Annotated in this window: 22 protein-coding genes; 12 read left to right on the forward strand and 10 right to left on the reverse strand. The window is 56.2% G+C overall.

Translation table 11 applies throughout. The features are described 5' to 3' along the window. Positions 1 to 14 precede the first annotated feature (14 nt). Both A3OW_RS0120675 and rplQ read left to right on the forward strand, forming a co-directional pair. On the forward strand, positions 15 to 1,025 hold the full coding sequence (locus A3OW_RS0120675) for a DNA-directed RNA polymerase subunit alpha (protein ID WP_026223778.1): 1,011 nt from the start codon (positions 15 to 17) through the stop codon (positions 1,023 to 1,025). A gap of 21 nt (positions 1,026 to 1,046) precedes the next feature. Next, positions 1,047 to 1,409 carry a 50S ribosomal protein L17 gene (gene rplQ / locus A3OW_RS0120680; RefSeq protein WP_026223779.1) on the forward strand — a complete coding sequence of 121 codons (363 nt, stop codon included), beginning with the start codon at positions 1,047 to 1,049 and terminating at the stop codon, positions 1,407 to 1,409. A gap of 68 nt (positions 1,410 to 1,477) precedes the next feature. On the opposite strand, the gene fdxA is transcribed toward rplQ, so the two are convergent. The 3 genes from fdxA to A3OW_RS0120695 form a co-directional block, all read right to left on the reverse strand. Further along, complete coding sequence (fdxA, locus tag A3OW_RS0120685) at positions 1,478 to 1,801, reverse strand: ferredoxin FdxA (protein WP_020565364.1); 324 nt, start codon at positions 1,799 to 1,801, stop codon at positions 1,478 to 1,480. A gap of 346 nt (positions 1,802 to 2,147) precedes the next feature. Then, positions 2,148 to 2,834 (reverse strand): tetratricopeptide repeat protein, encoded by a 687-nt coding sequence (locus tag A3OW_RS25570; protein ID WP_051091836.1) that lies wholly within the window; start codon positions 2,832 to 2,834, stop codon positions 2,148 to 2,150. Positions 2,835 to 2,892: 58 nt separating this feature from the next. Continuing rightward, on the reverse strand, positions 2,893 to 3,363 hold the full coding sequence (locus A3OW_RS0120695; protein ID WP_026223781.1) for a CYTH domain-containing protein: 471 nt from the start codon (positions 3,361 to 3,363) through the stop codon (positions 2,893 to 2,895). Positions 3,364 to 3,602: 239 nt separating this feature from the next. On the opposite strand from A3OW_RS0120695, the gene sodB reads away from it, so the two are divergent. Further along, positions 3,603 to 4,184 carry a superoxide dismutase [Fe] gene (gene sodB / locus A3OW_RS0120700; protein ID WP_020565367.1) on the forward strand — a complete coding sequence of 194 codons (582 nt, stop codon included), beginning with the start codon at positions 3,603 to 3,605 and terminating at the stop codon, positions 4,182 to 4,184. A 343-nt stretch (positions 4,185 to 4,527) separates the two neighbouring features. On the opposite strand, the gene leuB is transcribed toward sodB, so the two are convergent. The 7 genes from leuB to A3OW_RS0120740 all read right to left on the reverse strand — a co-directional run bounded on the left by leuB (position 4,528) and on the right by A3OW_RS0120740 (position 13,677). Further along, entirely contained in the window at positions 4,528 to 5,634 is a 1,107-nt protein-coding gene (gene leuB, locus A3OW_RS0120710) for a 3-isopropylmalate dehydrogenase (RefSeq protein ID WP_020565369.1), read from the reverse strand. Between the two features lie 260 nt (positions 5,635 to 5,894). Beyond that, positions 5,895 to 6,269, reverse strand: coding sequence for a thiol-disulfide oxidoreductase DCC family protein (locus A3OW_RS0120715; protein ID WP_020565370.1), 375 nt, complete (start codon positions 6,267 to 6,269; stop codon positions 5,895 to 5,897). Positions 6,270 to 6,285: 16 nt separating this feature from the next. Continuing rightward, entirely contained in the window at positions 6,286 to 6,654 is a 369-nt protein-coding gene (locus tag A3OW_RS0120720; RefSeq protein WP_020565371.1) for a sensory rhodopsin transducer, read from the reverse strand. After that, positions 6,638 to 7,777 (reverse strand): SDR family oxidoreductase, encoded by a 1,140-nt coding sequence (locus tag A3OW_RS25575; protein ID WP_020565372.1) that lies wholly within the window; start codon positions 7,775 to 7,777, stop codon positions 6,638 to 6,640. The genes A3OW_RS0120720 and A3OW_RS25575 overlap by 17 nt, the downstream gene beginning before the upstream one ends. A 15-nt stretch (positions 7,778 to 7,792) precedes the next feature. Further along, positions 7,793 to 10,723, reverse strand: a complete 2,931-nt coding sequence (locus tag A3OW_RS0120730; protein WP_020565373.1) for an FAD-binding and (Fe-S)-binding domain-containing protein — start codon at positions 10,721 to 10,723, stop codon at positions 7,793 to 7,795. Between the two features lie 45 nt (positions 10,724 to 10,768). Continuing rightward, positions 10,769 to 11,896 carry an enolase C-terminal domain-like protein gene (locus tag A3OW_RS0120735; RefSeq protein ID WP_020565374.1) on the reverse strand — a complete coding sequence of 376 codons (1,128 nt, stop codon included), beginning with the start codon at positions 11,894 to 11,896 and terminating at the stop codon, positions 10,769 to 10,771. A 14-nt stretch (positions 11,897 to 11,910) separates the two neighbouring features. Beyond that, the gene (locus A3OW_RS0120740; RefSeq protein ID WP_020565375.1) at positions 11,911 to 13,677 is read right to left on the reverse strand and encodes a thiamine pyrophosphate-requiring protein; all 1,767 of its coding nucleotides are present in this window, start codon (positions 13,675 to 13,677) and stop codon (positions 11,911 to 11,913) included. Between the two features lie 456 nt (positions 13,678 to 14,133). Between A3OW_RS0120740 and A3OW_RS0120750 the strand changes: the two genes are divergently transcribed. The 9 genes from A3OW_RS0120750 (at position 14,134) to A3OW_RS0120795 (ending at position 23,869) form a co-directional block, all read left to right on the forward strand. Beyond that, on the forward strand, positions 14,134 to 14,559 hold the full coding sequence (locus A3OW_RS0120750; protein WP_026223783.1) for a secondary thiamine-phosphate synthase enzyme YjbQ: 426 nt from the start codon (positions 14,134 to 14,136) through the stop codon (positions 14,557 to 14,559). A 253-nt stretch (positions 14,560 to 14,812) separates the two neighbouring features. Continuing rightward, on the forward strand, positions 14,813 to 16,600 hold the full coding sequence (locus A3OW_RS0120760; protein WP_020565378.1) for an NAD(P)H-dependent oxidoreductase subunit E: 1,788 nt from the start codon (positions 14,813 to 14,815) through the stop codon (positions 16,598 to 16,600). After that, complete coding sequence (locus A3OW_RS0120765; protein ID WP_020565379.1) at positions 16,593 to 17,312, forward strand: 2Fe-2S iron-sulfur cluster-binding protein; 720 nt, start codon at positions 16,593 to 16,595, stop codon at positions 17,310 to 17,312. The genes A3OW_RS0120760 and A3OW_RS0120765 overlap by 8 nt, the downstream gene beginning before the upstream one ends. Further along, entirely contained in the window at positions 17,302 to 17,841 is a 540-nt protein-coding gene (locus tag A3OW_RS0120770) for an NADH-quinone oxidoreductase subunit B family protein (protein ID WP_020565380.1), read from the forward strand. The genes A3OW_RS0120765 and A3OW_RS0120770 overlap by 11 nt, the downstream gene beginning before the upstream one ends. Before the next feature lie 66 nt (positions 17,842 to 17,907). Continuing rightward, positions 17,908 to 19,410, forward strand: coding sequence for a Ni/Fe hydrogenase subunit alpha (locus tag A3OW_RS0120775; protein WP_020565381.1), 1,503 nt, complete (start codon positions 17,908 to 17,910; stop codon positions 19,408 to 19,410). Continuing rightward, positions 19,403 to 19,891: a hydrogenase maturation protease gene (locus tag A3OW_RS0120780; RefSeq protein ID WP_020565382.1), complete on the forward strand. Its 489-nt coding sequence runs from the start codon at positions 19,403 to 19,405 to the stop codon at positions 19,889 to 19,891. Before A3OW_RS0120775 ends, A3OW_RS0120780 begins: the two co-directional genes overlap by 8 nt. Before the next feature lie 366 nt (positions 19,892 to 20,257). Further along, positions 20,258 to 21,271 carry a cytochrome c oxidase subunit II gene (coxB, locus tag A3OW_RS0120785; protein WP_083918260.1) on the forward strand — a complete coding sequence of 338 codons (1,014 nt, stop codon included), beginning with the start codon at positions 20,258 to 20,260 and terminating at the stop codon, positions 21,269 to 21,271. A gap of 11 nt (positions 21,272 to 21,282) precedes the next feature. Beyond that, positions 21,283 to 23,280 carry a cytochrome c oxidase subunit I gene (gene ctaD / locus A3OW_RS0120790; protein WP_026223784.1) on the forward strand — a complete coding sequence of 666 codons (1,998 nt, stop codon included), beginning with the start codon at positions 21,283 to 21,285 and terminating at the stop codon, positions 23,278 to 23,280. Beyond that, entirely contained in the window at positions 23,273 to 23,869 is a 597-nt protein-coding gene (locus A3OW_RS0120795) for a cytochrome c oxidase subunit 3 (RefSeq protein WP_020565385.1), read from the forward strand. The genes ctaD and A3OW_RS0120795 overlap by 8 nt, the downstream gene beginning before the upstream one ends. The last annotated feature ends 8 nt before the right edge of the window (positions 23,870 to 23,877 follow it).

Consider the following 23,877-nt stretch of genomic DNA (forward strand, 5'->3'; position numbering starts at 1 on the left):
TCTGAGGAATTTAAATGCAGAATACAATTGCTGGCTTATTAAAGCCTCGGTTGGTTGAGGTTGTAAGCAAATCCCCTACCCATTCCAGAATTGTTATCGAGCCTCTTGAAAGAGGCTTCGGTCATTCCATAGGCAATGCCTTGCGTCGGGTTCTGTTATCCACCATTCCTGGTTGTGCGGTGACCGATGTCGAAATTGACGGGGTTCTTCATGAATTCACCACCATTGAGGGGGTTCAGGAAGATGTTATCGACATCCTGCTGAACCTCAAACAGTTGGCCGTCGTGTTGCACTCCAAGGATGAAGTGGTGCTGACGTTAACCAAGAATGGTGCAGGTCCCGTGACCGCGGCCGATATTACGTTGCCGCACGATGTGGAAATCAAGAACCCGGACCTGATCATCGCTAATTTAACTCAGGCCGGTGTATTGAGCATGAAGATCCGGGTGCGTCGTGGGCGAGGATATGAACCGGTGTCGGCAAGAAAGTCGAATTCGGATTATAACCACGCCGTAGGAGCTCTGCATCTGGATGCATCGTACAGCCCCATCGTTAAGGTGGCCTATTCGGTCGAAAGCACCCGCGTTGAGCAACGTACCGATTTGGATAAATTGATCATCGAGCTCGAAACGAACGGTACGGTCGACCCCGAAGAAACCATAAAGCTGGCGGCAACGATATTGCATGATCAATTGTCCGTATTTGTCGATTTCGAAAAGGTTCACGAACAAGTGACTGAAGAAGCGGTTGTTGAAGAGCAGCCGTTCGATCCGGTATTGCTCCGCCCTGTCGATGATCTTGAATTAACGGTGCGGTCGGCCAATTGCTTGAAAGCCGAAAATATATTTTATATCGGTGATTTGATCCAGAGAACGGAAGTTGAATTGTTAAAGACTCCTAATCTCGGTAAAAAATCTCTTACTGAAATAAAAGACATACTTGCATTAAAAGGTTTGTCGCTAGGTATGCGCCTGGAAAACTGGCCGCCTGAAAGCCTTGCAGATCATAATCACGCCGTAAATTAATCATATTAGGTCCTTGCTACAATGAGACATCGTAAATCGGGTAGAAAATTCAATATAAATAGCAGCCATAGAAAGGCTTTGTTCAGTAATATGGCCAGCTCGTTATTCAAGCACGAGCTTATTAAAACGACTTTGCCCAAAGCAAAGGAATTAAGAAGTTTTGCCGAGCCTTTAATTACCTTGTCGAAAGAAGATAGTGTGGCAAAAAGACGTTTGGCCTTCGCCCGGTTGCGTGACCGTGAAGTGGTAAGCAAGCTGTTTAACGAATTGGGGCCTCGCTATAAAGACAGACAAGGCGGTTATCTTCGTATTATGAAGTGCGGTTTTAGAACCGGCGACGATGCCCCTATGGCGTATGTCGAATTGGTAGACCGTCCTGAATAAAGTGCAGTATCGGGCATAGAAAAAGCCGGACTTTTCCGGCTTTTTTTATGCTTCAGGAAAAATAGAGCTTATTTTTCCAGTAATTCTTTTTTATTTTCCTTGCCATTCCACTCGTCGGCATCCGGCATGGCCGGTTTAACTTCTGTAATGCTGGGCCATTGTTTCGCCAGTTGTGCATTCAGTTTAATGAATTCCAACTGGTCTTCCGGCACTTCATCTTCTGAAAAAATCGCATTGGCTGGACACTCCGGTTCGCATAAGGTGCAATCGATGCATTCGTCAGGATCGATAACCAAAAAATTGGGTCCTTCATGAAAACAATCGACAGGGCACACATCGACGCAATCGGTAAATTTACATTTAATACAGTTTTCGGTGACTACAAAAGTCATAGTAATTTCCAGTGATGTTGTAACAAAATATAATTTTTTAGCTGCTATCTTATCAGAAACCCGATATCGATAAAATAGCGAATTAGTTTATAAAGATGGTTTAAAACCGAGTTTCAGTTTATAAACCCCCCTGAGGCTATGTTAACAAAAACGTCAGGTTATCCGTTATTTTCTCCCAGGCCTTTTCTAATTTCCCGTAACCGCTATAAGAAGATCATTGAGTTTGCTCATGGCGGTCAGATCGATAAGGCAATGAAATAAAAAAATTTTGAGCCTTACGTTCTTTGCAGTAGAAGGGGACGGGAGAAGGTATTCAGGCTCGCCTTGGACGCGAATAAGGGAGTAATTAGTTTATGCCGGCCGAATTAAAGGAGGATAAGAATACGGGATCTTCTTTATTTTTCAGTTGTGCCATGGTTTTGTTAAGCGCGTTCTGAGCTTCTGCTTTCAGTTGATTGTCCGCAAAAAGCTGTTCCTTTCGCGCAGGGGCTTTAACGGCTTTCGCCAGATAATGAATGGCCTCCGAAGGGCGCCCGGTGGTTAGGAGAAAATCTCCGAAATAATAATTGGTGTCAATTCCGTCCGGATTGATCTTTAAGGCTGTTTGCAGCATTTTTTCTGCTTTTTCGTCATCTCCGAATGAGACCGGCCATTTAGGCACCATGTAATAAAGCGTGCCAAGAGTGACATAAGCCGAGCCGTCCAGGGTTTTGGGATTCATCTGAATGACTTTCAGCAATAAATCGCGCGCTTCCTTGATGGCATCCAATGCCGCCAAAGCGGCTTGATGATCGGCATAAGTTGCTTTGATGACGGCCTGCCAGAACAAGGGTTCCGGTTTATTGGGAAATTGCTCCGACAGGCTGATCGTTTTATCGAGCAGGTGCTGATAAGCCTCCCCTTGTTTTGCTTTAGGAGTTTGATAGTAAATGGAAGCCCATTCCGACTCAATGCGCTGAAGCGATGACATGAGGCTATCAGCAACACACTGAGCAGAAAGTATCAAAAATGCAACAAATGTAGTGAATCTCATACAATCACTATAGAACAAATTTTTTTTTAATTCAATAGGTGTATGAAATAATTAGTTTTCACTTCCATTCGGAATAAGGATGTAGCGCAAGATTGTTGTTGTAATAACGCAAATCATCAGTGACTTCTGCTCCTAGCCAGGCCGGCTTTGTGAAAGTTTCCCCTGTCTCGCTCAGTTCGATTTCGGCAATAATCAGTCCCTTGTTCTCGCCTTCAAATTCATCGATTTCCCAAATTTTATTGTTGTCTTCGACAAAATGCCGGATTTTTTCGATCAATGGTTTTTTACACAGCATAGTTAGAAGTTCATCGGCGTCCGGGAGCGGAATCTCATATTCGTATTCGTGCCGTTGAGTGCCGATGGTGGCGCTTTTTATATTGAGCCAGGCGTGATTGTCGCTCACTCGAATCCGGATCGAACTCGTCGGGAGAGAGCTTAAATAGCCTTGGCGGTATCTGACGGAGCGTTGAATGTGATTCCGCCAGTCATCGTTGGCGAGTAAGAATTTATGCTCGATTTCAAGTGCCATAACTAAAGTTGAAAAGTTGAGAAGGAAAGATAAGGGATTATTTGTTTAATCTTTATATCAACAAGATAAAGAACTTAAGCGGTTGCGGACGTGTCAATATAAGAGTCTCCGCTTTATTTATAGAGTGGTAAATGTTAAAGTATAACCGACAAAAATACTTGGTATTGAGGTTTATAATACTGCCCGATAAATCGATTTTTTAATTTTTTGTTATCAACAACTAAAAAGGTGATTAATAAATGGCTTTCGAACTACCGGCTTTACCCTTTGCTAAAAACAGTCTGGCTCCTCACATTTCCGGGGAAACACTGGAATATCATTACGGCAAACACCATCAAGCTTATGTTACGAATTTAAACAACCTTGTTTCGGGAACCGAATTTGAAAAGTTGTCTCTGGAAGAAATTATCGTTAAATCTTCAGGAGCCATTTTCAATAACGCCGCCCAGGTTTGGAATCATACTTTTTACTGGAATAGTCTTTCTCCAAACGGCGGAGGAGAACCTTCGGGTGCGTTAGCGGACGCAATCAACTCGTCTTTCGGCTCATTTGCCAAATTCAAGGAAGAATTCACCAAATGCGCCGTCTCCACTTTCGGTTCGGGTTGGGCGTGGCTCGTGAAAAACGTGGACGGCAGTCTGGCACTGGTCAGCACCAGCAATGCCGGCTGTCCTCTGACTTCCGGCCAAATTCCGCTGCTGACCTGCGATGTCTGGGAACATGCCTATTACATCGATTACCGCAATGCCCGTCCTGCTTACGTGGAAGCTTTCTGGGCGTTGGTCAACTGGAAGTTTGCCGAAGCGAATTTTGCGGCTTGATTTTTGGATCAATGCACGGCTCCTTCCGCCTTAAGGGCGGATGGGGCTTGCTGAAACGGGATGGCCGAATTGCAGAGTTTCGTAAAATGGCAGTGCTGATTCGGTTGTCTTGGCAAACAGGCTTTTTCTTGGGCTCCGTTCTTCGGCTTAAGGAAACGCTGAAGCCATCGAATTTGTTAGCGGCGCCTTTTGACTGCTCGAAAGACCGGCAGGGTGGACATCTTACCTTTCAATCGGATTGTGTCCGAAGCGGCAGAAACGGAACGAAGGCATTTTTTGTCCCGATTCTGCCTGAGAACAGGTTCGATCACTGCTTGATCGGCTGCGCTGAATCAAAAATACCTTAAACCTTCGGCATTGCTCTGAGCTTCGCAGCCACCTTGTCGCCGAATTCTCGGGTGCTGATCATCTTGACGCCGCTGCCCGGCTTCGATAAATCGGCTGTCGAATAGCCGTCGCCGAACACGCCCTGCATCGCTGCCCAGACGTTTTTTGCTTCTTCTGCCATGCCGAAGCTCATTTCCAGCATCATGGCGACGGAACCGATCATCGAGTAGGGGTTGGCAATGTTCTTGCCGGCGATGTCGGGCGCCGATCCGTGCGAAGGTTCGTAGTACGCCTTATCGTCGCCGAGGCAGGCCGACGGCATCAAGCCCAGCGAGCCGAGGATGCCTCCGCCCTGATCGCTGAGAATGTCGCCGAACATGTTTTCCATGACCATGACGTCGAACTGGGTCGGTTTCAGGCAGAGTGCGGTGGCGGCCGCATCGACCAGATAATTGACGACCTGGACTTCGGGATATTCCCTGGCGACTTCTTCCATGACCTCGTTCCAGAGCACGCTCGACTTCAGCACGTTGCTCTTGTGAATGTTGTGCAACAACTTGCGGCGTTTCATCGCCAGCTTGAATGCCTGATGCATGATCCGGCGGATTTGCAGTTCGTCGTATTCCAGGGTTTCTCGCACGTAACGAAGCCCCTGTTCATTAACGCCCATTTCCTTGTTGCCGAAGTAAAGGCCGCCGACCAATTCGCGCACCATGATCAAATCGATGCCTTCCCCAATGATTTCGGCTTTTAACGGAGAAAAATGCGCCAAAGCCTTGGGCAGCGAAACGGGACGAAAATTGGCGTAGGTGTTGTAACGGCGGCGCAGCGGCAGCAAGGCCCCGCGTTCGGGCTGTTTGTCGACCGGAATTTTTTTCGATTCTTCATGGCTGAGTCCGATAGGCCCTTTTAGAATCGCGTCGGCTTGATCGCAGATATCGATGGTCGCTTGCGGGAAAGCGTCGCCGGTGGCGAAATAGGCGCAGGCACCGAACAGAGCGGGCAACAGTTCGAAAGAGACGGCGTTGCGTTCTTCGACCACTTTAAGAATTTTGATGGCTTCTTCGGTGATTTCGGGACCGATGCCGTCGCCGGCCAATACTGCGATTTTATATTGCTTCATGTGAACCCTGGTTAAATCGTTAATCAATAATAAATAAATGGATGCGAATTGGTCATTATACTGTAATTTGTCGTATTGTAACGGTGGACGATAGGACAAGAGGGCTATAGCGAGCGCCTTTTATCGGTGGGTTTCAGGCCTATGGGCGCATCCGAAATCCGGCATGACCGGCAAAGCCTCGTCATCTTTTAAGGCGCTCGTTTTTGTTAAGGGAACGAAAAAAAACTGGCAGAGGGAAGGGTGAGCGCCCGATTCGCCATCTAATCAATCAGGCCTCTTCTTTTCAGCCGGCGGTTTACCTGGCGATGATAACACCGGGCCAGAAGCGGGCGAATTCCCGGCAGACCGATGAACCAGGCCATGGGTTTCAAAAGCGGAACCTGATTCATCAATAAAATATAGGCGTTCATTTCGGACACGACCCGTCCTGTTTTATCTTTGACGTGCAATTCCGACAAGGCTTTTTTCGGGTCGATCCCGAGCGCCTCCAGTTGATTTTCCCGTCCGGTAATATCGAACCAGCAAACCTCGTCGCTCGCTTTACCTGAAAGTTTCTCATACAGTTGCCGGTCGCGAACGCATTTCGGGCAGGCGCCGTCGTAATACACGGTGATTTTATCGATGGGTTCATCCATGCAGGGAGTTTCGTTATCAAGCAGGGTAAGCGATTGTGCTCATCAGGGCGAGCTCCGGCTGGCGCGAATCGAGACGGGTATGCTGGACGATGATCGGTACGTCCGATTCGATCACGCTGGCGTAATCGGTATTGTGAGGGATCGGTTCGGGATCGTCAAACTCGTTAAAGCGCAAATGCCGGGTGCGCGCCGCTTCGACCGTAAAGCGGTAGGGTCCGGCGGGCTCCCGGTCCGAAAAGAAAACCATGATCTGCACCTGGGCCTCCTGGAGACCGCAGTTCAGAATACATAGCGCATCGTGGCTGACCAGTTCACGGCGAGTACCGGTACTGGCCGGCGGAATGTAACCGTCGGCGATGACCCAACGTTTATGCCCGATATTCATAATCACTTGCCTCCGAATTGTTGAAGCGTTTTGGAGCCGGGCCATTGGCTTCCGTTTGTCCTGGTAACATCGCATACCCGATCCGGTCCCTTTGCTGTTTGCGGCGCCACAGCCGGTAACCCAAAAGACCGGCAGTCAGCAAGCCTAGAGCAAGGGGGCCCCGGTAAAGGCTGGCCCAAAGCTGTACAGTGCCGGGCTTGGCCAGTTTGTCGAACCGGCCGTGCGCGGCAAAGTTGCCCGGAACGGGCTGCCATAAATTGTCGGCGGCATCGGGATCGGACGGTTGAGGGCTTTGCTGGCCTGCATAACCTGCACGGACCAGATAGCGGTCGATCAAGCCGGGGATGAACTTGTTTGCCCAAATGGTTTTAATGGTCGGCCAGCCCAAATAAACTTCGCGCCGTGGGTGGCGGCTGGCCCAGAAAATAGCCTTGGCCGCCATTTCCGGCTTAAAAATGGGCGGCACCGGCTGAGGCCGCATCGGCATCTGGTTTTTGCCCCAATCGAACTGAGGCGTATTGTGCGCCGGAAGATGAATCATCGTGATCCTGATGTTGCTGCGGTCGTGCAGCAGCTCGCTGCGCAGGGCATCGGTAAAGCCGCGGATTGCGAACTTGGCGCCGCAATAGGGGGATTGCAGTGGAATGGCCCGGTATGCCAGAGCCGATCCGACCTGAAGGATGATTCCGCTATTTTGCAGTGTCATGCGCCGGAGCGCCGCCATCGTGCCGTAGACCGTGCCCAGATGGGTTACTTCGGTAGCCCTTTTGTAGTCTTCCGACGATATCTTCTGAAAAGGCGAATAAATGGTCGCCATGGCGTTATTGATCCAGACGTCGATCCGCCCGAATTCGGCGGCCACGTTCGCCGCCGCCGCTTCCACCTGGTCCGCATCGGCGACGTCCGCCCGGCAAATCAGCGCTTCGCCGCCCAGCCGGCGGACTTCGTCGGCAGTTTGTTCGAGACGCTCCGGATCCCGTTCGATCAGCCCGATGCGGGCGCCGGTTCTGGCGAATTCACGAACCGTTGCCCGGCCGATGCCGGCTCCGGCGCCGGTGATCACTACCACCCGATTTTCAGCGACCGGAGCGGAGCGGTTCTTTTTCGGATTGTTGAAATTCATGGAAAAATCTCCCGGTCATGGCAAAACTTTCTTTTGATTCGGCTGCGGATCGGCCAACTCTGCACTTGCCCGGTCCTGCAGCGCCAGGAACAGGACTTCGGCGATATGCAGGCCGCGGCGGCCGGTCAGTTGCGCTATCTGCTCGCGGCAACTGAAACCGTCGGCCACAATCAGGGTGTCGGAAGAGGCGGCTCGCACCGCCGGCAACAACACCAGCTCGCCTATCTGGCGCGACACCTCGAATTTTTCTTTTTCGAAACCGAACGAGCCCGCCATGCCGCAGCAGCCCGAGTCGAGAGGATGCCAGTCCAGTCCGAGCTTGCGTAGAACCGTCTGGTCATGCTCCATGGCAACGGTTGCTTTTTGATGGCAATGGCCGTGTAGCAGAGCTTTCCGGGCAAGCTTCGGATAGTCGAATTCCGGTGCTTTCGTTGTCAGGAACTCGCTGAAAAAATAGCTTTGCCGGACCAGTTTCTGCGCGGTTTCATCCTCGGGAAAGAGATTGGCCAATTCGTCTCGGAAGACCGTGATGCAGGCGGGTTCCAGACCGACCACGGGAATGCCCCGATCGATGTCCTCGCCGAGGTCGATCAGAATTCGGCGCAGTTGCTGCTTGGCCTGGTCGAGCAGGCCGAAGTCGTACAAAGGACGTCCGCAGCAAAGCGGCCGCTTGGGAAGGCGCACCTGAAAGCCTGCGGCTTCCAATAGCGCGACGGCGGCTTTGGCCGTTTCCGGATGGAAATGGTTGTTGAACGTGTCCGGCCAGAGAATGACGGAAGGCTTGTCCGAATCGACCGGGTTGCGTTCCTGGAACCAGCGGCGGAAGGTTTGCGGCGCAAAGTGCGGAAAACGGCGCTCCGGATGCATGCCGGCCACGCTTTTCATGACGCTGCTGAACCCCGGAGCTTCAGCCAGCCAGTTAACCAGCCCCGGCGCATGAGACGCCAGAACGCACCAGCGGTCGATCCAGCCGAACACGTAAGCCTCGCGCGGGCGTCGCCTGGCCCGGTAATAATGCGCCAGAAATTCGGACTTGTAGGTCGCCATGTCCACGTGCACCGGGCAATCGCCCTTGCAGCCTTTGCAGGCCAGGCACAGATCGAGTGCTTCCTTCATCGCTTCGCTTTGCCACAGGTCGGTAATGACTTCGCCGCGCAGGGTTTCGAACAACAGCCTCGCCCGGCCACGGGTCGAATGCTTTTCTTCGCGAGTTACCCGGTAACTGGGGCACATGGTGTGGGAATGATGCTGACGGCAATTGCCGATGCCGACGCAGCGCAGGACAACCCGGTCGAATTCGCCGTTGTCTTTCGGATACTGAAAATGCGTCGGGTGATGAACCGGCTTATAGTCGGCTCCCAGCCTGAGGTTCTGCGTCGGCAGATAGGCATCGACGATCTTGCCCGGATTCATTTTCCCGTCCGGATCCCAGATCGATTTGAATTCGCGAAACGCCGCGACCAATTCGTCGCCGAACATTTTCGGAAGAAATTCCGCTTTCGACTGGCCGTCGCCATGCTCTCCCGAAAGCGAGCCGCCATAACGCACCACGAGATCGGCCGCTTCGTTCAAAAAGGCATGGAAGGTTTTGATTCCATCTTCCGTTACGAGATCGAAATCGATGCGGGTATGGATGCAGCCTTCGCCGAAATGGCCGTACAAATCGCAGGCATAACCGAACTTATCGAGCAGTTTGCGAAAATCGCGCAGATAGTCGCCCACTTTGTCGGGGGGCACGGCTGCGTCCTCCCAGCCTTCCCAGGTGATTTCCTTACCCGGCACGTGCGCGGTCGCGCCCAGCCCTGATTCTCGCACGGTCCAGATCATTTTCTCTTCCGCCGGATTGTCGAATAACTTCATCGTCGGCGGGTTACTCGACTGCTTGAGCGCTTTCATGCAGTCCCTGGCCTTGGCGTCGGCTTCGCTTTTACTGTTGCCGCCGAATTCGGCCAGCAGCCAGCCGCCGCCGTCCGGCAGCAACTGAACGTTCCGAGGATGCAAGTGGATGGCTTTCATGTCCTCGACCAAAAGATCGTCGAGACCTTCGAGACCGACGGGTTTATGCCGGAGGACATCGGGCACGTGATCGCCCGCACTGAATACGTCCGGATAGCCGAGCACCAGCAGGGACCGCGACGGCGGGCTGTCGACCAGCCGCAAGGTGGCTTCCAGGACGACCACGCAGGTCGCTTCCGAGCCGACCAGGGCGCGCGCGACATGAAAGCCGTTTTCCGGCAACAGCTCGTCCAGGTTATAGCCGGAGACGCGGCGCGGGATTTTCGGGTAGCGCGCCCGAATCCTTTCGGCCTGGGCATCGGCCAGCGCTTTCAGGCGGCTATAAATCTCGCCGCGCCGTCCGCCTTCGGCGACGATGCGAGCAAATTCCTCTCCGTCGGTTCGTCCGACCTTCATGCGGCTGCCGTCGTAGAGCAGGACGTCCAGCTCGATGACGTTGTCGACGGTCTTGCCACCCATCAGCGAATGCACGCCGCAGGAGTTGTTGCCGATCATGCCGCCGAGCGTGTTATGGGTGTGGGTCGAGGGGTCGGGAGCGAAAGTGAGATGAAATTTTTCAGCCGCGTCCCGCAAATCGTCCAGCACGCAGCCCGGCTCGACCCGGGCCGTTTTCCCTTCGGGATCGAGCTCAAGAATGCGGTTGAGATATTTGGACATATCGATGACCACGGCCACATTGCAGCATTGTCCCGCCAGACTGGTGCCGCCGCCGCGCGAGACGACCGGCGCTCCGTGTCGGCGGCAGGCGGCAACGGTAGCAACGACGTCGTCGATCGATTTGGGAATCACCACGCCGATGGGAACTTGGCGGTAGTTCGAGGCATCGGTGGCATAAAGAGCGCGGCTGCCGTTGTCGAATCGCACTTCACCCCGGATTTCCCGGCTGAGTTCGGCGGCAAGAGTGATTGCGTCAAGCGTGGCAATGGTCATCGATAACTCCTGCGAATCAGGATTCTGAAAAAGATCGGTTCGGGTTCAAACCTCGTAGCGCGACGCATCCTTGCGCTTGAACGTCAGGCCCAACCCCGGACGGGAAAGGTCGGGCGTCAGCTCGCCGTTAACCGGAGTCAACGTGCCTTCGAACAACATGGGTTCGATGCGTGCATGATCGTAAAAATATTCCAGATGGCGCACCGGGCTAGCCGCACAGCAAGGATGAACGTGGATCGACGGTGCGCAGTGACTGGACAGCGGCACCTGAAAGGCCTGGCACAGGGTGGCGGCTTGAAGAAAGCCGGTAATGCCCGCGCAGCGGGTGGCGTCGGCCTGCAGCACGTCGACGGCTCCGGCTTCCAGCATGCGGCGGAAATAACCGCTGTCGTAGCCGTATTCGCCGGCACTGATGTCGATGCCCGCCGGAGCTCTGTCGCGTATCAGGCGCAGGCCTTTCAGATCGTCGCTCGAAACCGGTTCTTCAAACCAGGACACTCCCGCTTCGGCAAAAGCCTCGGCCATCGCCAGCGCCTGTTTGCGCGAATAGGCGCCGTTCGCATCCACAAACAATTCACTGGTCGGTCCGATCGCTTCGCGCGCGGCATGAACCCGGCCCAAATCCTTTTCCGGCTCCCGGCCGATTTTCATTTTGACCCGCGAAAAACCCTGGCTGATCCAGCCGCCCAGTTGTTCCTGTAAAACCGCGATCGGATAAGACGTAAAGCCGCCGCTGCCGTACGCCGGAACCGAGGCGCGAACCTGTCCCAGCAGGGATGCCAGAGGGCGTTCGAGAATCTGTGCCTTCAAATCCCACAGCGCGTTATCGACGGCGGCAATCGCCATCGAACAGATGCCCGGCCGGCCCAGGTTGCGTATCGCACCGACCATCGCGTTCCAGCAATAGCCGACGGAAAAGGCATCGCATCCTATGACCACGCCGGCCAGGACGTCATGGATGAGCCTCGCCGTGGCGGTATCGGCGTAACTGAAGCCGATGCCGGTCTTATTATCGGAATGGACTTCGACCAGCACCAGCGTCGTCGAAGTCCATGCGAAAGTGCCGTCGGATTCCGGAGAATCGGTCGGGATACGAAAGGCAGAGACGTTCAGGCGGGTGATCGGCGGGCCGCCGAATAAAGGAGGAACCAACAGTCGAGTCTCGGTCGCCATGGCCCTGGACAGTCCTAAGGAAAGATTTGATTGATGGACGCCTTGATCATGTCGACCGAATCCGGATCGCCTTTCAAAACGGCCGAGGCATAGGCTTTGGCCTGTTTGAAGGTGATGTGCGGCGGCAGCGGCGGCACGTCGGGGTCGGCATAGGCTTCCAGAACTACCGGCCGGTCGGCGCCGAGAGCGCGCTCCCAGGCGTCGGTGATCTGTTCCGGCTGATCCACCCTGATGCCCAACAGGCCGATCAATTCCGCCATGCGCGCATAAGGAAAATCCGGCACGTCCTGGGACGCATTGAATTTGGGATCGCCTTCCATCGCGCGCTGTTCCCAGGTCACCTGGTTCAGGTCCCGGTTGTTCAGCACCATGACGATCAGGCGCGGATCGCGCCAGCGCTGCCAGTATTTGCCGATCGTGATCAGCTCGTTCATGCCGTTCATCTGCATGGCGCCGTCGCCGATCAAGGCAATCACCACGCGTTCCGGATGGGCGAATTTGGCCGCAATGGCATAAGGCACGCCCGGCCCCATGGTGGCGAGTCCTCCGGAGAGCGAGGCCATCATGCCCTGGCGTATTTTCAAGTCGCGCGCATACCAGTTGGCCGCCGAACCGGAATCGCAGGTCAGGATGCAATTGTCGGGCAATCTCGGAGAAAGCTCCCAAAAGACGCGCTGCGGATTGATCGGATGGGCCGGCTCCATGGCCCGCTCTTCCATCGTTTCCCACCATTCCTCGACGTTTTTTTCGATGCGGCGGCGCCAGCTTCGGCCTTCTTTCTTGCTCAGCAGAGGCATCAGCAAGCGGAGCGTTTCGACGCTGTCGCCGACCAGATTCACTTCCATCGGATAGCGGATGCCGATCAGACGACCGTTGATGTCGATCTGCACGCCCCGAGCCTGGCCTTCCTCGGGCAGAAACTCGGAATAAGGGAAGCTCGATCCGACCATCAGCAAGGTATCGCAATCGGTCATCATGTCGTAGCTGGGCCGCGTGCCCAAGAGGCCGATGGAGCCGGTCACGTAAGGCAGATCGTCCGGAACCGCCGCCTTGCCCAGCAAAGCCTTGGCGATGCCGGCGCCGAGCAGATCGGCGACTTCAAGGATTTCGGCCGAAGCATGCAGCGCTCCGGCGCCGACCAGCATCGCGACTTTTTCCCCGGCATTCAGAATATCGGCGGCTCGCTGCAATTCCTCGGCATGGGGCACCGTGCGCGGCGCCACGTAGCCGAGTCCCGAATGGATGCTGCCGTGTTCGCGGGGAGGCTTTTCGGCATCCATTTCCTGAACGTCGTTGGGGAGGATGATGCAGCAGACGTTGCGCTCGGCCTGGGCAATGCGCATGGCCCGATCGATGACGTGCCGGGCTTGTGCGGGCGTGGTCACCATATGAACGTATTCATGCGCCACGTCCTTGAACAGCGTGACAAGATCGACTTCCTGCTGGAAGTTTCCGCCCAGGGCCATTCGTTTCTGCTGGCCGACGATAGCGACCACCGGTTGATGATCGAGTTTGGCGTCATACAATCCGTTCAGCAGATGAATCGCGCCGGGCCCTGAGGTGGCCACGCAGACGCCGACCTCGCCGGTGAATTTGGCGTGCGCGCAGGCCATGAAGGCGGCCATTTCCTCGTGCCGCACCTGGATGAAATCCATGTTGTCCGAGGCCCGGTGCAGGGCTCCGAAAACACCGTTGATCCCGTCTCCGGGATAGCCGAAAATGCGTTTGACGCCCCATTCCGACAGACGGCGCACTAAAAAATCGCTGACGTTCTCTTTCATGGCTTGCTCCCGTTATGGTTTTTGCATTCAGGATGCCCGCAGGGGCAGACATCAACCCCCACCATGTTCTCGCACAGGTCGCTGCAATATTTTTCACCGGGTCGCGCCGGACATCGGCAACCGGGATGGGCGCATTTAAGGGCCGTGTTCTTGTTGGGGGAGGGGGCTTGAGTCGGCTGGGTCATGGGAGCTCTCCGGAACGATGAACAGGTGCGTTTTTGCAAACTGTACCTCTCGACTTCGGACAAATATGTGCGTTAGCGAACTTAAACCGTTTTTTTTATCTCGCCGTCTTGAAAAGATTCATATAAGAGAGCGTCGGAGCGGTTTAATGAGTTAATATCACGGTTACCGTTTCGGCAGACGTTGCAGGCGGCGGCAGCTTCCCGTCCGCTTCTGCAGAAGCAGGCCAAGGTCGGGTCCAACCGATCATTCAATTATCAGCAGGTTGAATCTATGTGGTTGCAAAAAGAATTTTCATTGTCCGAAAAAAGCAGAGGCTTCCATCTGGTTACGGACGCAGTCCTCGCCGCAGTACCCGAAGTAAAATCGGTCCGGTGCGGTTTGTTGCATCTTTTCATTCAACACACTTCCGCGTCGTTGACGATCAACGAAAACGCGGACCCGACGGTCAGAGCGGATCTGGAAAGCCATTTCAATGTCCATGTGCCGGAACGGGCGCCTTATTATCGGCATGACTACGAAGGCGACGACGACATGCCCGCTCACATCAAGAATTGTCTTCTGGGCTCGAGCCTGACCATTCCGGTCACCCAGGGCGCTCTGAACCTGGGCGTCTGGCAGGGAATTTATCTGTGCGAACACCGCAATCGGGGCGGAAAGAGGCGGTTGATCGCAACGATTCACGGCGAGTCGTTTTGATGTGAGGAGACCGGTATGGCTCAAGGGGAGGCGCGCAACCGGCTCCTAGAACTCGAAGTCTTTTGCGCCGCCGATCGTGAGCGGCCGTTTGCCGGGGGCCAATCCGGGACGCGATCTGTTCCCGTGAACCGGTTCGGGACCCCGCTGTTTCAAAAATCTATTGAAGAAATAAGCGGATGTGAATACCATGGGAACGTTCACTCTCTTCCTTCCTGAAAAATAAGCCCAAGCAACCTCGATTCCCGGCGGACGCATGCGACAGTTTATTCAAAGCCTTGCGGCGAAATACGGCCATCAGCCGGCCTATCTGCTGGAAATTCTGATCGAGATTCAGTCCCGATATCATGCCGTTTCGTCCGATAACATAGAATTGCTGGCCGGTTTGTTGCGCATCCCGAGAACCCGGATCGTCGATGCCGTCGAGTTCTACGGTTTTCTTTCCGGTACGCCCAACGGCCGCTATGAAATCCGGATCAGCGACTGCATTATCGATCACATGGCGGGCAGAAAAGAGCTGACCGATTATTTGTCCCACAAACTGGGCGTTGCCGTAGGCGGCGTCCGCGGCGACGGCCGGGTCAGTCTCGGTAACACGTCCTGTACCGGCCTGTGCGACCAGGGTCCGTCCGGCCTAATCAACGGCTATGCCTTGGCCCGGCTGGACTTCGAGCGCATCGACGCGATTGTCGGCCTGGTCAACGGCAAAGTGCCGCTGCGGGCATGGCCGGCGGAATTCTTCGCGGTCGAGGACAATCTCAAAAAGTCCGGTTTGTTGTTGAGCCGACCGATCGCCCGGGGCGGCGCCCTGAAAGCGACGTTCGGCCGGGGACTGGAGGAGACGCTCGCGGAAATCGAGCGGTCCGGGCTGCGCGGCAGAGGCGGGGCCGGCTTCAGGACCGCGATGAAATGGCGATTCTGCGCGGCGGAACAGGCACCGGAGCGCTACGTGGTCTGCAACGCGGACGAAGGCGAGCCCGGCACGTTCAAAGACCGGGTTCTGTTGAATTCCTTCGCCGATCAGGTCTTCGAAGGCATGACGCTGTGCGGCGCGCTCATCGGCGCGAGCAAGGGGTTTCTTTATCTGCGCGGCGAATACCGGCACCTATACGACAAACTGAAGCGGATCTTGCTGGAGCGACGCCAGGCCGGCCTGCTCGGCGCCGGGATTCTCGGAGAAAAGCTGAATTTCGACATAGAAATCCGTCTGGGCGCGGGCGCTTACATCTGCGGCGAAGAATCCGCGCTGATCGAGTCGCTCGAAGGCAAAAGCGGCATACCGCGGAACCGTCCGCCGTATCCGGTGACCCACGGTTATCTCGGGAAGCCGACCGTCGTCAATAACGTCGAAACATTCTTCGCGGCGTCGGCGATTTCGGTGTACGGCGGCGACTGGTTTGCCGGGGTCGGCACGGAAGGCTCGACCGGCACCAAACTGTTGAGCATCAGCGGCGATTGCGCCCGGTCCGGCGTTTACGAATACCCCTTCGGCACCCCGATTCGATCGATACTGGACGATTGCGGCGCGGACGACGTGCTCGGGCTGCAAATAGGCGGGCCTTCCGGCACCTTCATTTCCGACCGGGAGCTGGACCGGCAACTGGGATTTGACGATCTGGCGACCGGCGGTTCGTTTATGGTATTCAACAAAAGCCGGGACGTTCTGGAAATCGCCCGGAATTTCACCCATTTTTTCGCCCACGAGAGCTGCGGATTCTGCACTCCCTGCCGGGTCGGCACCTCGCTGTTGAAAGGGCAGCTCGACAAGATCTGCGAAGGACACGGCGCCGCCGGCGACGTCCTGGCGCTGGAAGAACTGGCCCGGCTGATCAGGACGCACAGCCACTGCGGCCTCGGCCAGACCGCGGCGAATCCGGTGCTGGCGACGCTGGAGCGCTATACCGAACTGTACCAAAGCCGGCTCAAAAAAATCAGCTTCGAACCGGGATTCGACCTGGACGGCGCGCTGGCAACCGCAAGGCGCATGGCCAACCGCAGCGATGCGGCGGCGCATCTGGAACAAACGGTGGCGGACGATGAATGACAGCCTGACGATCGACGGCGTCGCGATTCCTTTCGAAGAGGGACAGACCATCATGGAAGCGGCGGCCGCCGCCGGGATCTTTATTCCGCATTTGTGCCATCATCCCGACTACGCGCCGCACGGCAGTTGCAAACTCTGCACGGTCCGGGTCAACGGCCGGATTTGCACCGCCTGCACCTTTCCGGCGATGGCCGGGCAGGAGGTGCTGAGCAACACGAAAGAACTGAACGACGACCGGCGAAGAATTACTCAGATGCTGTTCGTCGAAGGCAACCATCTGTGTCCCGGCTGCGAAAAAAGCGGCAATTGCCGGTTGCAGGCGGTCGGCTATTATCTGAACATGCTCGACAATCATTTTCCGCATTTTTATCCGCTGCGGGCCATGGACGCGTCTCATCCCGACGTTCTGATCGATCACAACCGCTGCATTTTCTGCACGTTGTGCGTGCGCGCCAGCCGGGACAAGGACGGCAAGGACGTGTTCGCGATCGGCGGCCGGGGCATCACCAAGCATTTGATCGTCAACGCCAAAAGCGGCCTGCTGAAGGACACCGATCTCGAGGCGACCGACCAGGCTGCGCAGATTTGTCCGACCGGCGCGATCCTGATCAAGCGCACCGGCTTCAGCGTGCCGATCGGACAGCGCATTTACGATAACCAACGAATCGATCAGATCAGTCCGGACCGGGAGAAAGCGCTCGATGACCGGTAAATTCAAAATCGCGACCACTTCGCTGGCAGGCTGCTTCGGCTGCCACATGTCGTTGCTCGACATCGACGAGCGCATTCTTGAGGTGGCGGACGTGTTCGAATTCGACCGCTCGCCCCTGACCGATTTCGAACATTGCGGCTCGTGCGACGTCGGCCTGATCGAGGGCGGCGTCTGCAATTCCGAAAACGTCCACGTGCTTCGGGAATTTCGCAAACACTGTAAAATCCTGGTTTCGGTCGGCGCCTGCGCGATCAACGGCGGTTTGCCGTCGCTGCGCAACTTCATTCCGCTGGAAGACTGCCTGAAGGAAGTGTACCTGGACGGCATCGGCGTCGAGAATCCGCAAATACCGAGCGATCCCGAACTGCCCTTGCTGCTGGAACAGGTGCGGCCGATTCACGAAGTCGTGAAAGTCGATTATTTTTTGCCCGGCTGCCCGCCGTCGGCCGACGTTTTCTGGAAATTCCTCAGCGACGTGACGGCAGGGCGCGAGCCGGCCCTGCCTTACGAACTGGTGCATTACGATTGATTCGGTGTTCCGTTTTCAACTGTAGGGCAGGCGCTGCGTTCCTTACCCGGCCATAACATTACCGACATGTACGATCATTTAGAAACCGCTGAAAATGTCCATAATCTGAAACGCGTCGTCATCGATCCGGTCTCCCGCGTCGAAGGTCACGGCAAGATCACCCTGCTGCTGGACGAAGCCGGCCGGGTCCGGCAGGCGCGGCTGCACATCGTCGAGTTTCGGGGCTTCGAACGCTTCATTCAGGGCCGGCCCTATTGGGAGTTGCCCATTCTGGTGCAGCGTTTGTGCGGCATCTGCCCGGTTTCCCATCATCTGGCGGCCGGCAAGGCCATCGATCAACTGGTCGGCGTCGATCCCGATGAGCTGACGCCGAGCGCGACCAAACTGCGGCAACTGTTGCATTTCGGTCAGGTGTTGCAATCCCACGCGCTGCATTTTTTTTATCTGGCCAGCCCGGATTTGTTGTTCGGTTTCGAAAGCGACATCCACAAACGCAACATTTTCAGCGTGCTGGAGGACTATCCGGACATCGGCCTTCAGGCCGTCAAGGTCCGCAAATACGGCCAGGAAGTCATTCGCGCGGTCGCCGGCAAGCGCATTCACGGCAGCGGCGCCATTGCCGGGGGCATGAACAAATCGCTGAGTAGCGCCGAATGCGAGGCCCTGTTGGCCGATATCGACCAGATCATTGCCTGGTCCTCGGCGGCCGTACTCCTGATCCAAAAAATTCTTTATTCGGACCGGGCGTTTTACGACGACTTCGCCACCCTCCGCAGCCTTTACCTAGGCCTGACCCGGCCGGACGGCGCGCTGGAGCTGTACCACGGCGGGCTTCGCGTCAAGGACGCCGAAGGCGGTACGATTCTGGATCACGTCGATTATTGCGACTACAACTCGTACATTCACGAAGAAGTCCGTTCGTGGACCTACATGAAATTTCCCTATCTGCTGTCTTTGGGCAAGGAAAACGGCTGGTACCGGGTCGGCCCGCTGGCGCGCGTCAACAATTGCGATTTCATCGATACGCCGCTGGCCGAAGCCGCCCGGCTCGAATTCAAGGCGCACGGCACGGAGGCGATGGTGCACAATACGCTGGCGACGCATTGGGCGCGCATGATCGAAACCCTCCACTGCGCCGAGCGCATCAAGGAATTGCTGCGCGATCCGGACATTCGGGGACACGATCTGGTAACGCAAGGTGAAAAACGGTACGAAGGCATCGGCGTGATCGAAGCGCCGCGCGGTACGCTGTTTCATCATTACCGGATCGATGAAAACGACATTGTGGTCAAGGCGAATCTGATCGTTTCGACGACCCACAACAACCGGGCGATGAACGAATCGGTGCGGCAGGTGGCGGCCCGGTATCTGTCCGGCCGTGAGCTGACCGAGCCGCTACTGAACAACCTCGAAGTGGCGGTGCGCGCCTACGATCCTTGTCTGTCTTGCGCCACCCATGCCGTCGGCAAAATGCCGCTCCAGGTCGAACTGATCGATGCCGAGGGCAAGCGGGTCGACCGGTTGATCAAGCACGCCGACGGCCTGATCGAACGGCGGCCCGATGCCTAAGCCGATGTTGTTGTTCGCTTGCGGTAATCCCAGCCGGGGCGATGACGCATTAGGACCGCTTCTGCTGGACTACGTCGAAGCGCATTGCGATCTTGGCGACGTCGAGCTGCTCGCCGATTTTCAGTGGCAGATCGAACACGCTCTGGACCTGGAAAACCGGATGTTGGTGTTATTTGTGGACGCGTCCGTAGCCGCGGCCGGCCCCTTCGATTTTATCGAGCTGGAGCCTGCCGAGGCGATCCACTACACCAGCCATGCATTGAGTCCTGCCGCGCTGATGGCGGTGTACCGGGAAGTCAACAAACAATCTCCGCCGCCCTGCTTTCTGCTCGGCATCCGGGGAGAAGCGTTCGAATTGGGCGCGGATTTGAGCGAAACCGCCCGGCACAATCTGATACAAAGCCGGCGCTTCGTCGCGCAGTTGTTAAGCCGTCCCGACCCTGCCGATTGGCGGCGGCTTCGTCCGGAGGCCGGCCGGTAACCGGGACCGGTCGTTAAACAGTGCCTGTGTTCCGGAAAGATTTGAACTCAATCTGAAATTTTTAGTCATTTTGAATGATTTGATTTTTTTGCCGTGGGGTTCAATAGGTCCGAATTGCCCGGTTCTTTGCCCCAGGCGCCGAATCGGTCCGCGTTTCGCCGGTTGAATTTGGCTGATGGACGACGGTTATGCGTCGTCCTGGCGTTGGCGTCAACAAGCGAACGCCGAGCGAGCCACTAATGTTATCCGCAATGAATTCCATCCCGTTCGATTCGGGATCAAGGAGGTGTTTCGTGATAAATACGGCTTTTCTGCAATTCCTTCCGCTCACAAGGGCGGCAAGCGGTTATCCATCCGGCCGGCGCCATGGCTCGAATCTCTGACTTGCTTTCGGCGGCGTTCATCGCCGCGCCGGTTTCCTCTACTGCGGCTGACGGCCCGCTTAACTATTTTCTGCACAGCTACGGCCCCGCTTCTGAGCCGATCATGCACCTGGGTTGGGTCATCACGGCGCTGATGGCCTTGATTTTGCTGATCATCGCGTTGCTTCTGCTCGGCGCGTTGTACCGGAAACGTCCGGCCGCGGAAGCGAATGCCGTGATCGGCCCCGAAAAAAACGACCTGTTGTGGGTTACGGTCGGCACCGGGATTTCTTCAGGAATTCTGTTCGTTTTGCTGATCTACGTCCTGATCACGCTGAATTCGGTCGCTAAACCCGGCCGCGCCCCGGCGCTGGCGTTGACGGTCACCGGTTACGACTGGTGGTGGAAAGTCGAGTATGAAGACAGCGATTCCGGCCGGCGCATCGTCACCGCCAACGAAGTCCATATTCCGGTCGGCCGGCCGGTGCTGATCCGGCTGAAAAGCGCGGACGTCATCCACGCCTTTTGGGTCCCGGTGTTGGCCGGAAAGACCCAGATGATTCCCGGCCTGGCCAATCAGCAATGGCTCCAGGCGGACGCGCCGGGCGTTTACCGGGGACAATGCACGCAATACTGCGGCGCGCAGCACGCCCACATGGATTTCGAGATTGTCGCCGAGAGTCCGTCCGATTTTCAAAAATGGCTGGAACGTCAGCGGCAAACGGCGGCTCCCGTTACCGGGGGCATAGCGGAGTCGGGGCAAAAGCTGTTCGGAGACAATTGCGCCGGCTGCCATTCGGTACGAGGGACCCAGGCTCAGGGCAAGCACGGTCCCGATTTGACGCATCTGAACTCGCGCCGCCTGATCGCCGCCGGCTTGCTGGCCAATACGCCCGAAAACCGGATGAAATGGATTGCCCATGTTCAGGAACTGAAACCTGGAGCACGAATGCCCGATTTCGCGTTTTCGGACGAGGAAGCCGCCGCATTAGCGGCCTTTTTATCGACACTTGACTGAGGAGCCCCGCCATGACCGGTATCGCACACAGTTCACCTAGGCTTGAACTTTCCCGAATACCCGAAATGGGCAGCGCTCCCGCCGGCTCTCCCGAACAAGTCCGGCTCGCCGAATTGTGGGAAACCGCGCCCGGCTGGCGCGGCTGGTTGTCTACGGTCGATCACAAGGAGATCGGCCTGCGTTATCTGGTCACCGCCTTCATTTTTTTGCTGATGGGCGGCATCGAAGCGTTGATCATGCGCGTGCAATTGGCAGGCCCCGATCAAACCCTGCTGAGCCCCGACCAGTACAATCAGCTTTTTACGATGCACGGCATCACGATGATTTTTCTGTACGCGCTGCCGGTGTTGTCGGGGTTTTCCAATTATCTGTGGCCCTTGATGCTGGGCTCGCGGGACATGGCGTTTCCGCGGCTGAATGCGCTGTCCTACTGGATTTTTCTGTTTGCCGGAATGTTTCTCTACGCCAGTTTTCCCCTGGGGCAGGCTCCCGACGTCGGCTGGTTCAACTATGTGCCGGCCTCAAGCCGGGAATACGATCCGGGGCCCAATATCGACGTGTACGCGCTCGGCATGGTCTTGCTGGGCATTTCGACCACGGTCGGAGCAATCAATTTCATCGTGACGCTGTTTCGCCTGCGGGCTCCGGGAATGTCGATCGACCGGGTGCCGATCCTGGTCTGGGGCACGCTGACCGCTTCGGTGGCGAACGTCTTTGCCGTGCCTTCGGTGAGCCTTGCGTTTTTTCTGCTCTGGCTGGACCGGCATGCGGGAATGCATTTCTTCGATGTGCTCAACGGCGGCCAACCTTTGTTGTGGCAGCACTTGTTCTGGATGTTCGGACATCCCTGGGTCTACGTGGTCGTGCTGCCGGCGATGGGTATCGTTTCCGACGCGCTGCCCACTTTTTGCCGGCGCCCCCTGGTCGGCTATGCCGCGGTGGCGCTGTCGACGATGGCGACCATGCTGCTGGGCTTCGGCGTCTGGATTCACCACATGTTCGCCACCGGCCTGCCGACGCTCGCGCAGTCGTTTTTCGGAGCCACCAGCATGGTCATTTCCATTCCGAGCGCGGTGGCCGTATTCGCCTGGCTGGCGACCATCTGGCTGGGCAGGCCGGTGTTCAATACGCCGTCTCTCTTTTTTTTCGGTTTTGTCCTGCTGTTCGTGATCGGCGGTCTGTCCGGCGTGATGACGGCGGCCGTGCCGTTCGATTATCAGTTGAACGAGACCTATTTCGTCGTCGCCCACCTGCATTATGTGCTGATCGGCATCAACGTCTTTCCGGTCGTCGGCGGCATCCATTACTGGTTTCCAAAGTTCTTCGGCCGCATGATGAACGAAACCTGGGGGCGGTGGAGCTTCTGGTTCATGTTCCTCGGCTTCAATCTCGGCTTTTTTCCGATGCACGTGGCCGGGCTTCTGGGCATGCCCAGGCGGATTTACACCTATCCGCCCGAGATGGGCTGGAACACGGTCAACCTGATCACCACGGTGGGATCGTTCGTCTTTGCCGTCGGGATCCTGATTTTTCTGGTCAACCTGATCGTCAGCCTGAAGCGCGGCGCTCCTGCGTCCGCCAATCCGTGGGATGCGCCGACCTTAGAATGGGCGACGCCGTCGCCGCCGCCGCCTTACAATTTTGCCGTGATTCCGGTCATCGCCAGCCGCCATCCGTTATGGGAAGACCGTCTTAACGAGGGGACCGGCCGTTCCAGCCTGGAGAGAGGGTATCTGCTGATGGAAGGACGGGAAACGCTCGGCACGACCCCGCTGGACGCGAGGCCCGACATCATCCTGAAAATGCCGGACGACTCGTATGCGCCGTTCTTTCTGGGGTTGTTCAGCTCGCTTCTGTTCGTGGGCCTCTTGCTGGACTGGCGCCTGTTCACCGCGGCCATGATCGTTGGAGCCGGCCTGTCGCTGATCGCGTGGATGTGGCCGAGCAACCGATTGCTGCAACGCGTGCCGAGCGGCCGGACGGCCATTCAAGGAGGCGGCCGTGGCTGAAGTGATTTCTCTCGATAAACCTTTACCGGTCGGCAGCGCCGGCAAGCGCTCGGGCGGATGGTGGGGCGTCGTCAGCCTGATCGTGACCGAAGGCTCCTTATTCGCCTATCTGTTGTTTACTTATTTTTATCTGGATTCGCAAACCGCGCAGTCCTGGCCGCCGGAAGGCTTGCCGGATCTGTTCATGCCCGGCGTAAACACGCTGATTCTGCTGTCCAGCAGCGTCTTTGTCTGGGCGAGCGAACGCTGCCTTGAGTTCAGGCATCCGCGGTGGAGTTTTGCCGCGATGGCGACAGCGTCCGTGCTGGGCGTTGTTTTTGTGCTTGTTCAACTCAACGAATGGCACAAGAAAACGTACACGATCACGACCCATCTATACGGATCGCTGTACTTCACCATTACCGGATTTCATCTGCTGCACGTCGTCGTGGGGCTGGGCATTCTGCTCCTGCTCCTGATCTGGATCGGGCTCGGTTATTTCGACGACAGACGCATGGCAGCCGTCTCGATCGGAGGATGGTACTGGCATTTCGTCGACGTGGTCTGGCTGTTCGTATTTTCGACGTTGTATCTGTTTCCCTATCTTTAAACGGTAAA

Source organism: Methylosarcina fibrata AML-C10, assembly GCF_000372865.1.
Lineage (GTDB): Bacteria > Pseudomonadota > Gammaproteobacteria > Methylococcales > Methylomonadaceae > Methylosarcina > Methylosarcina fibrata.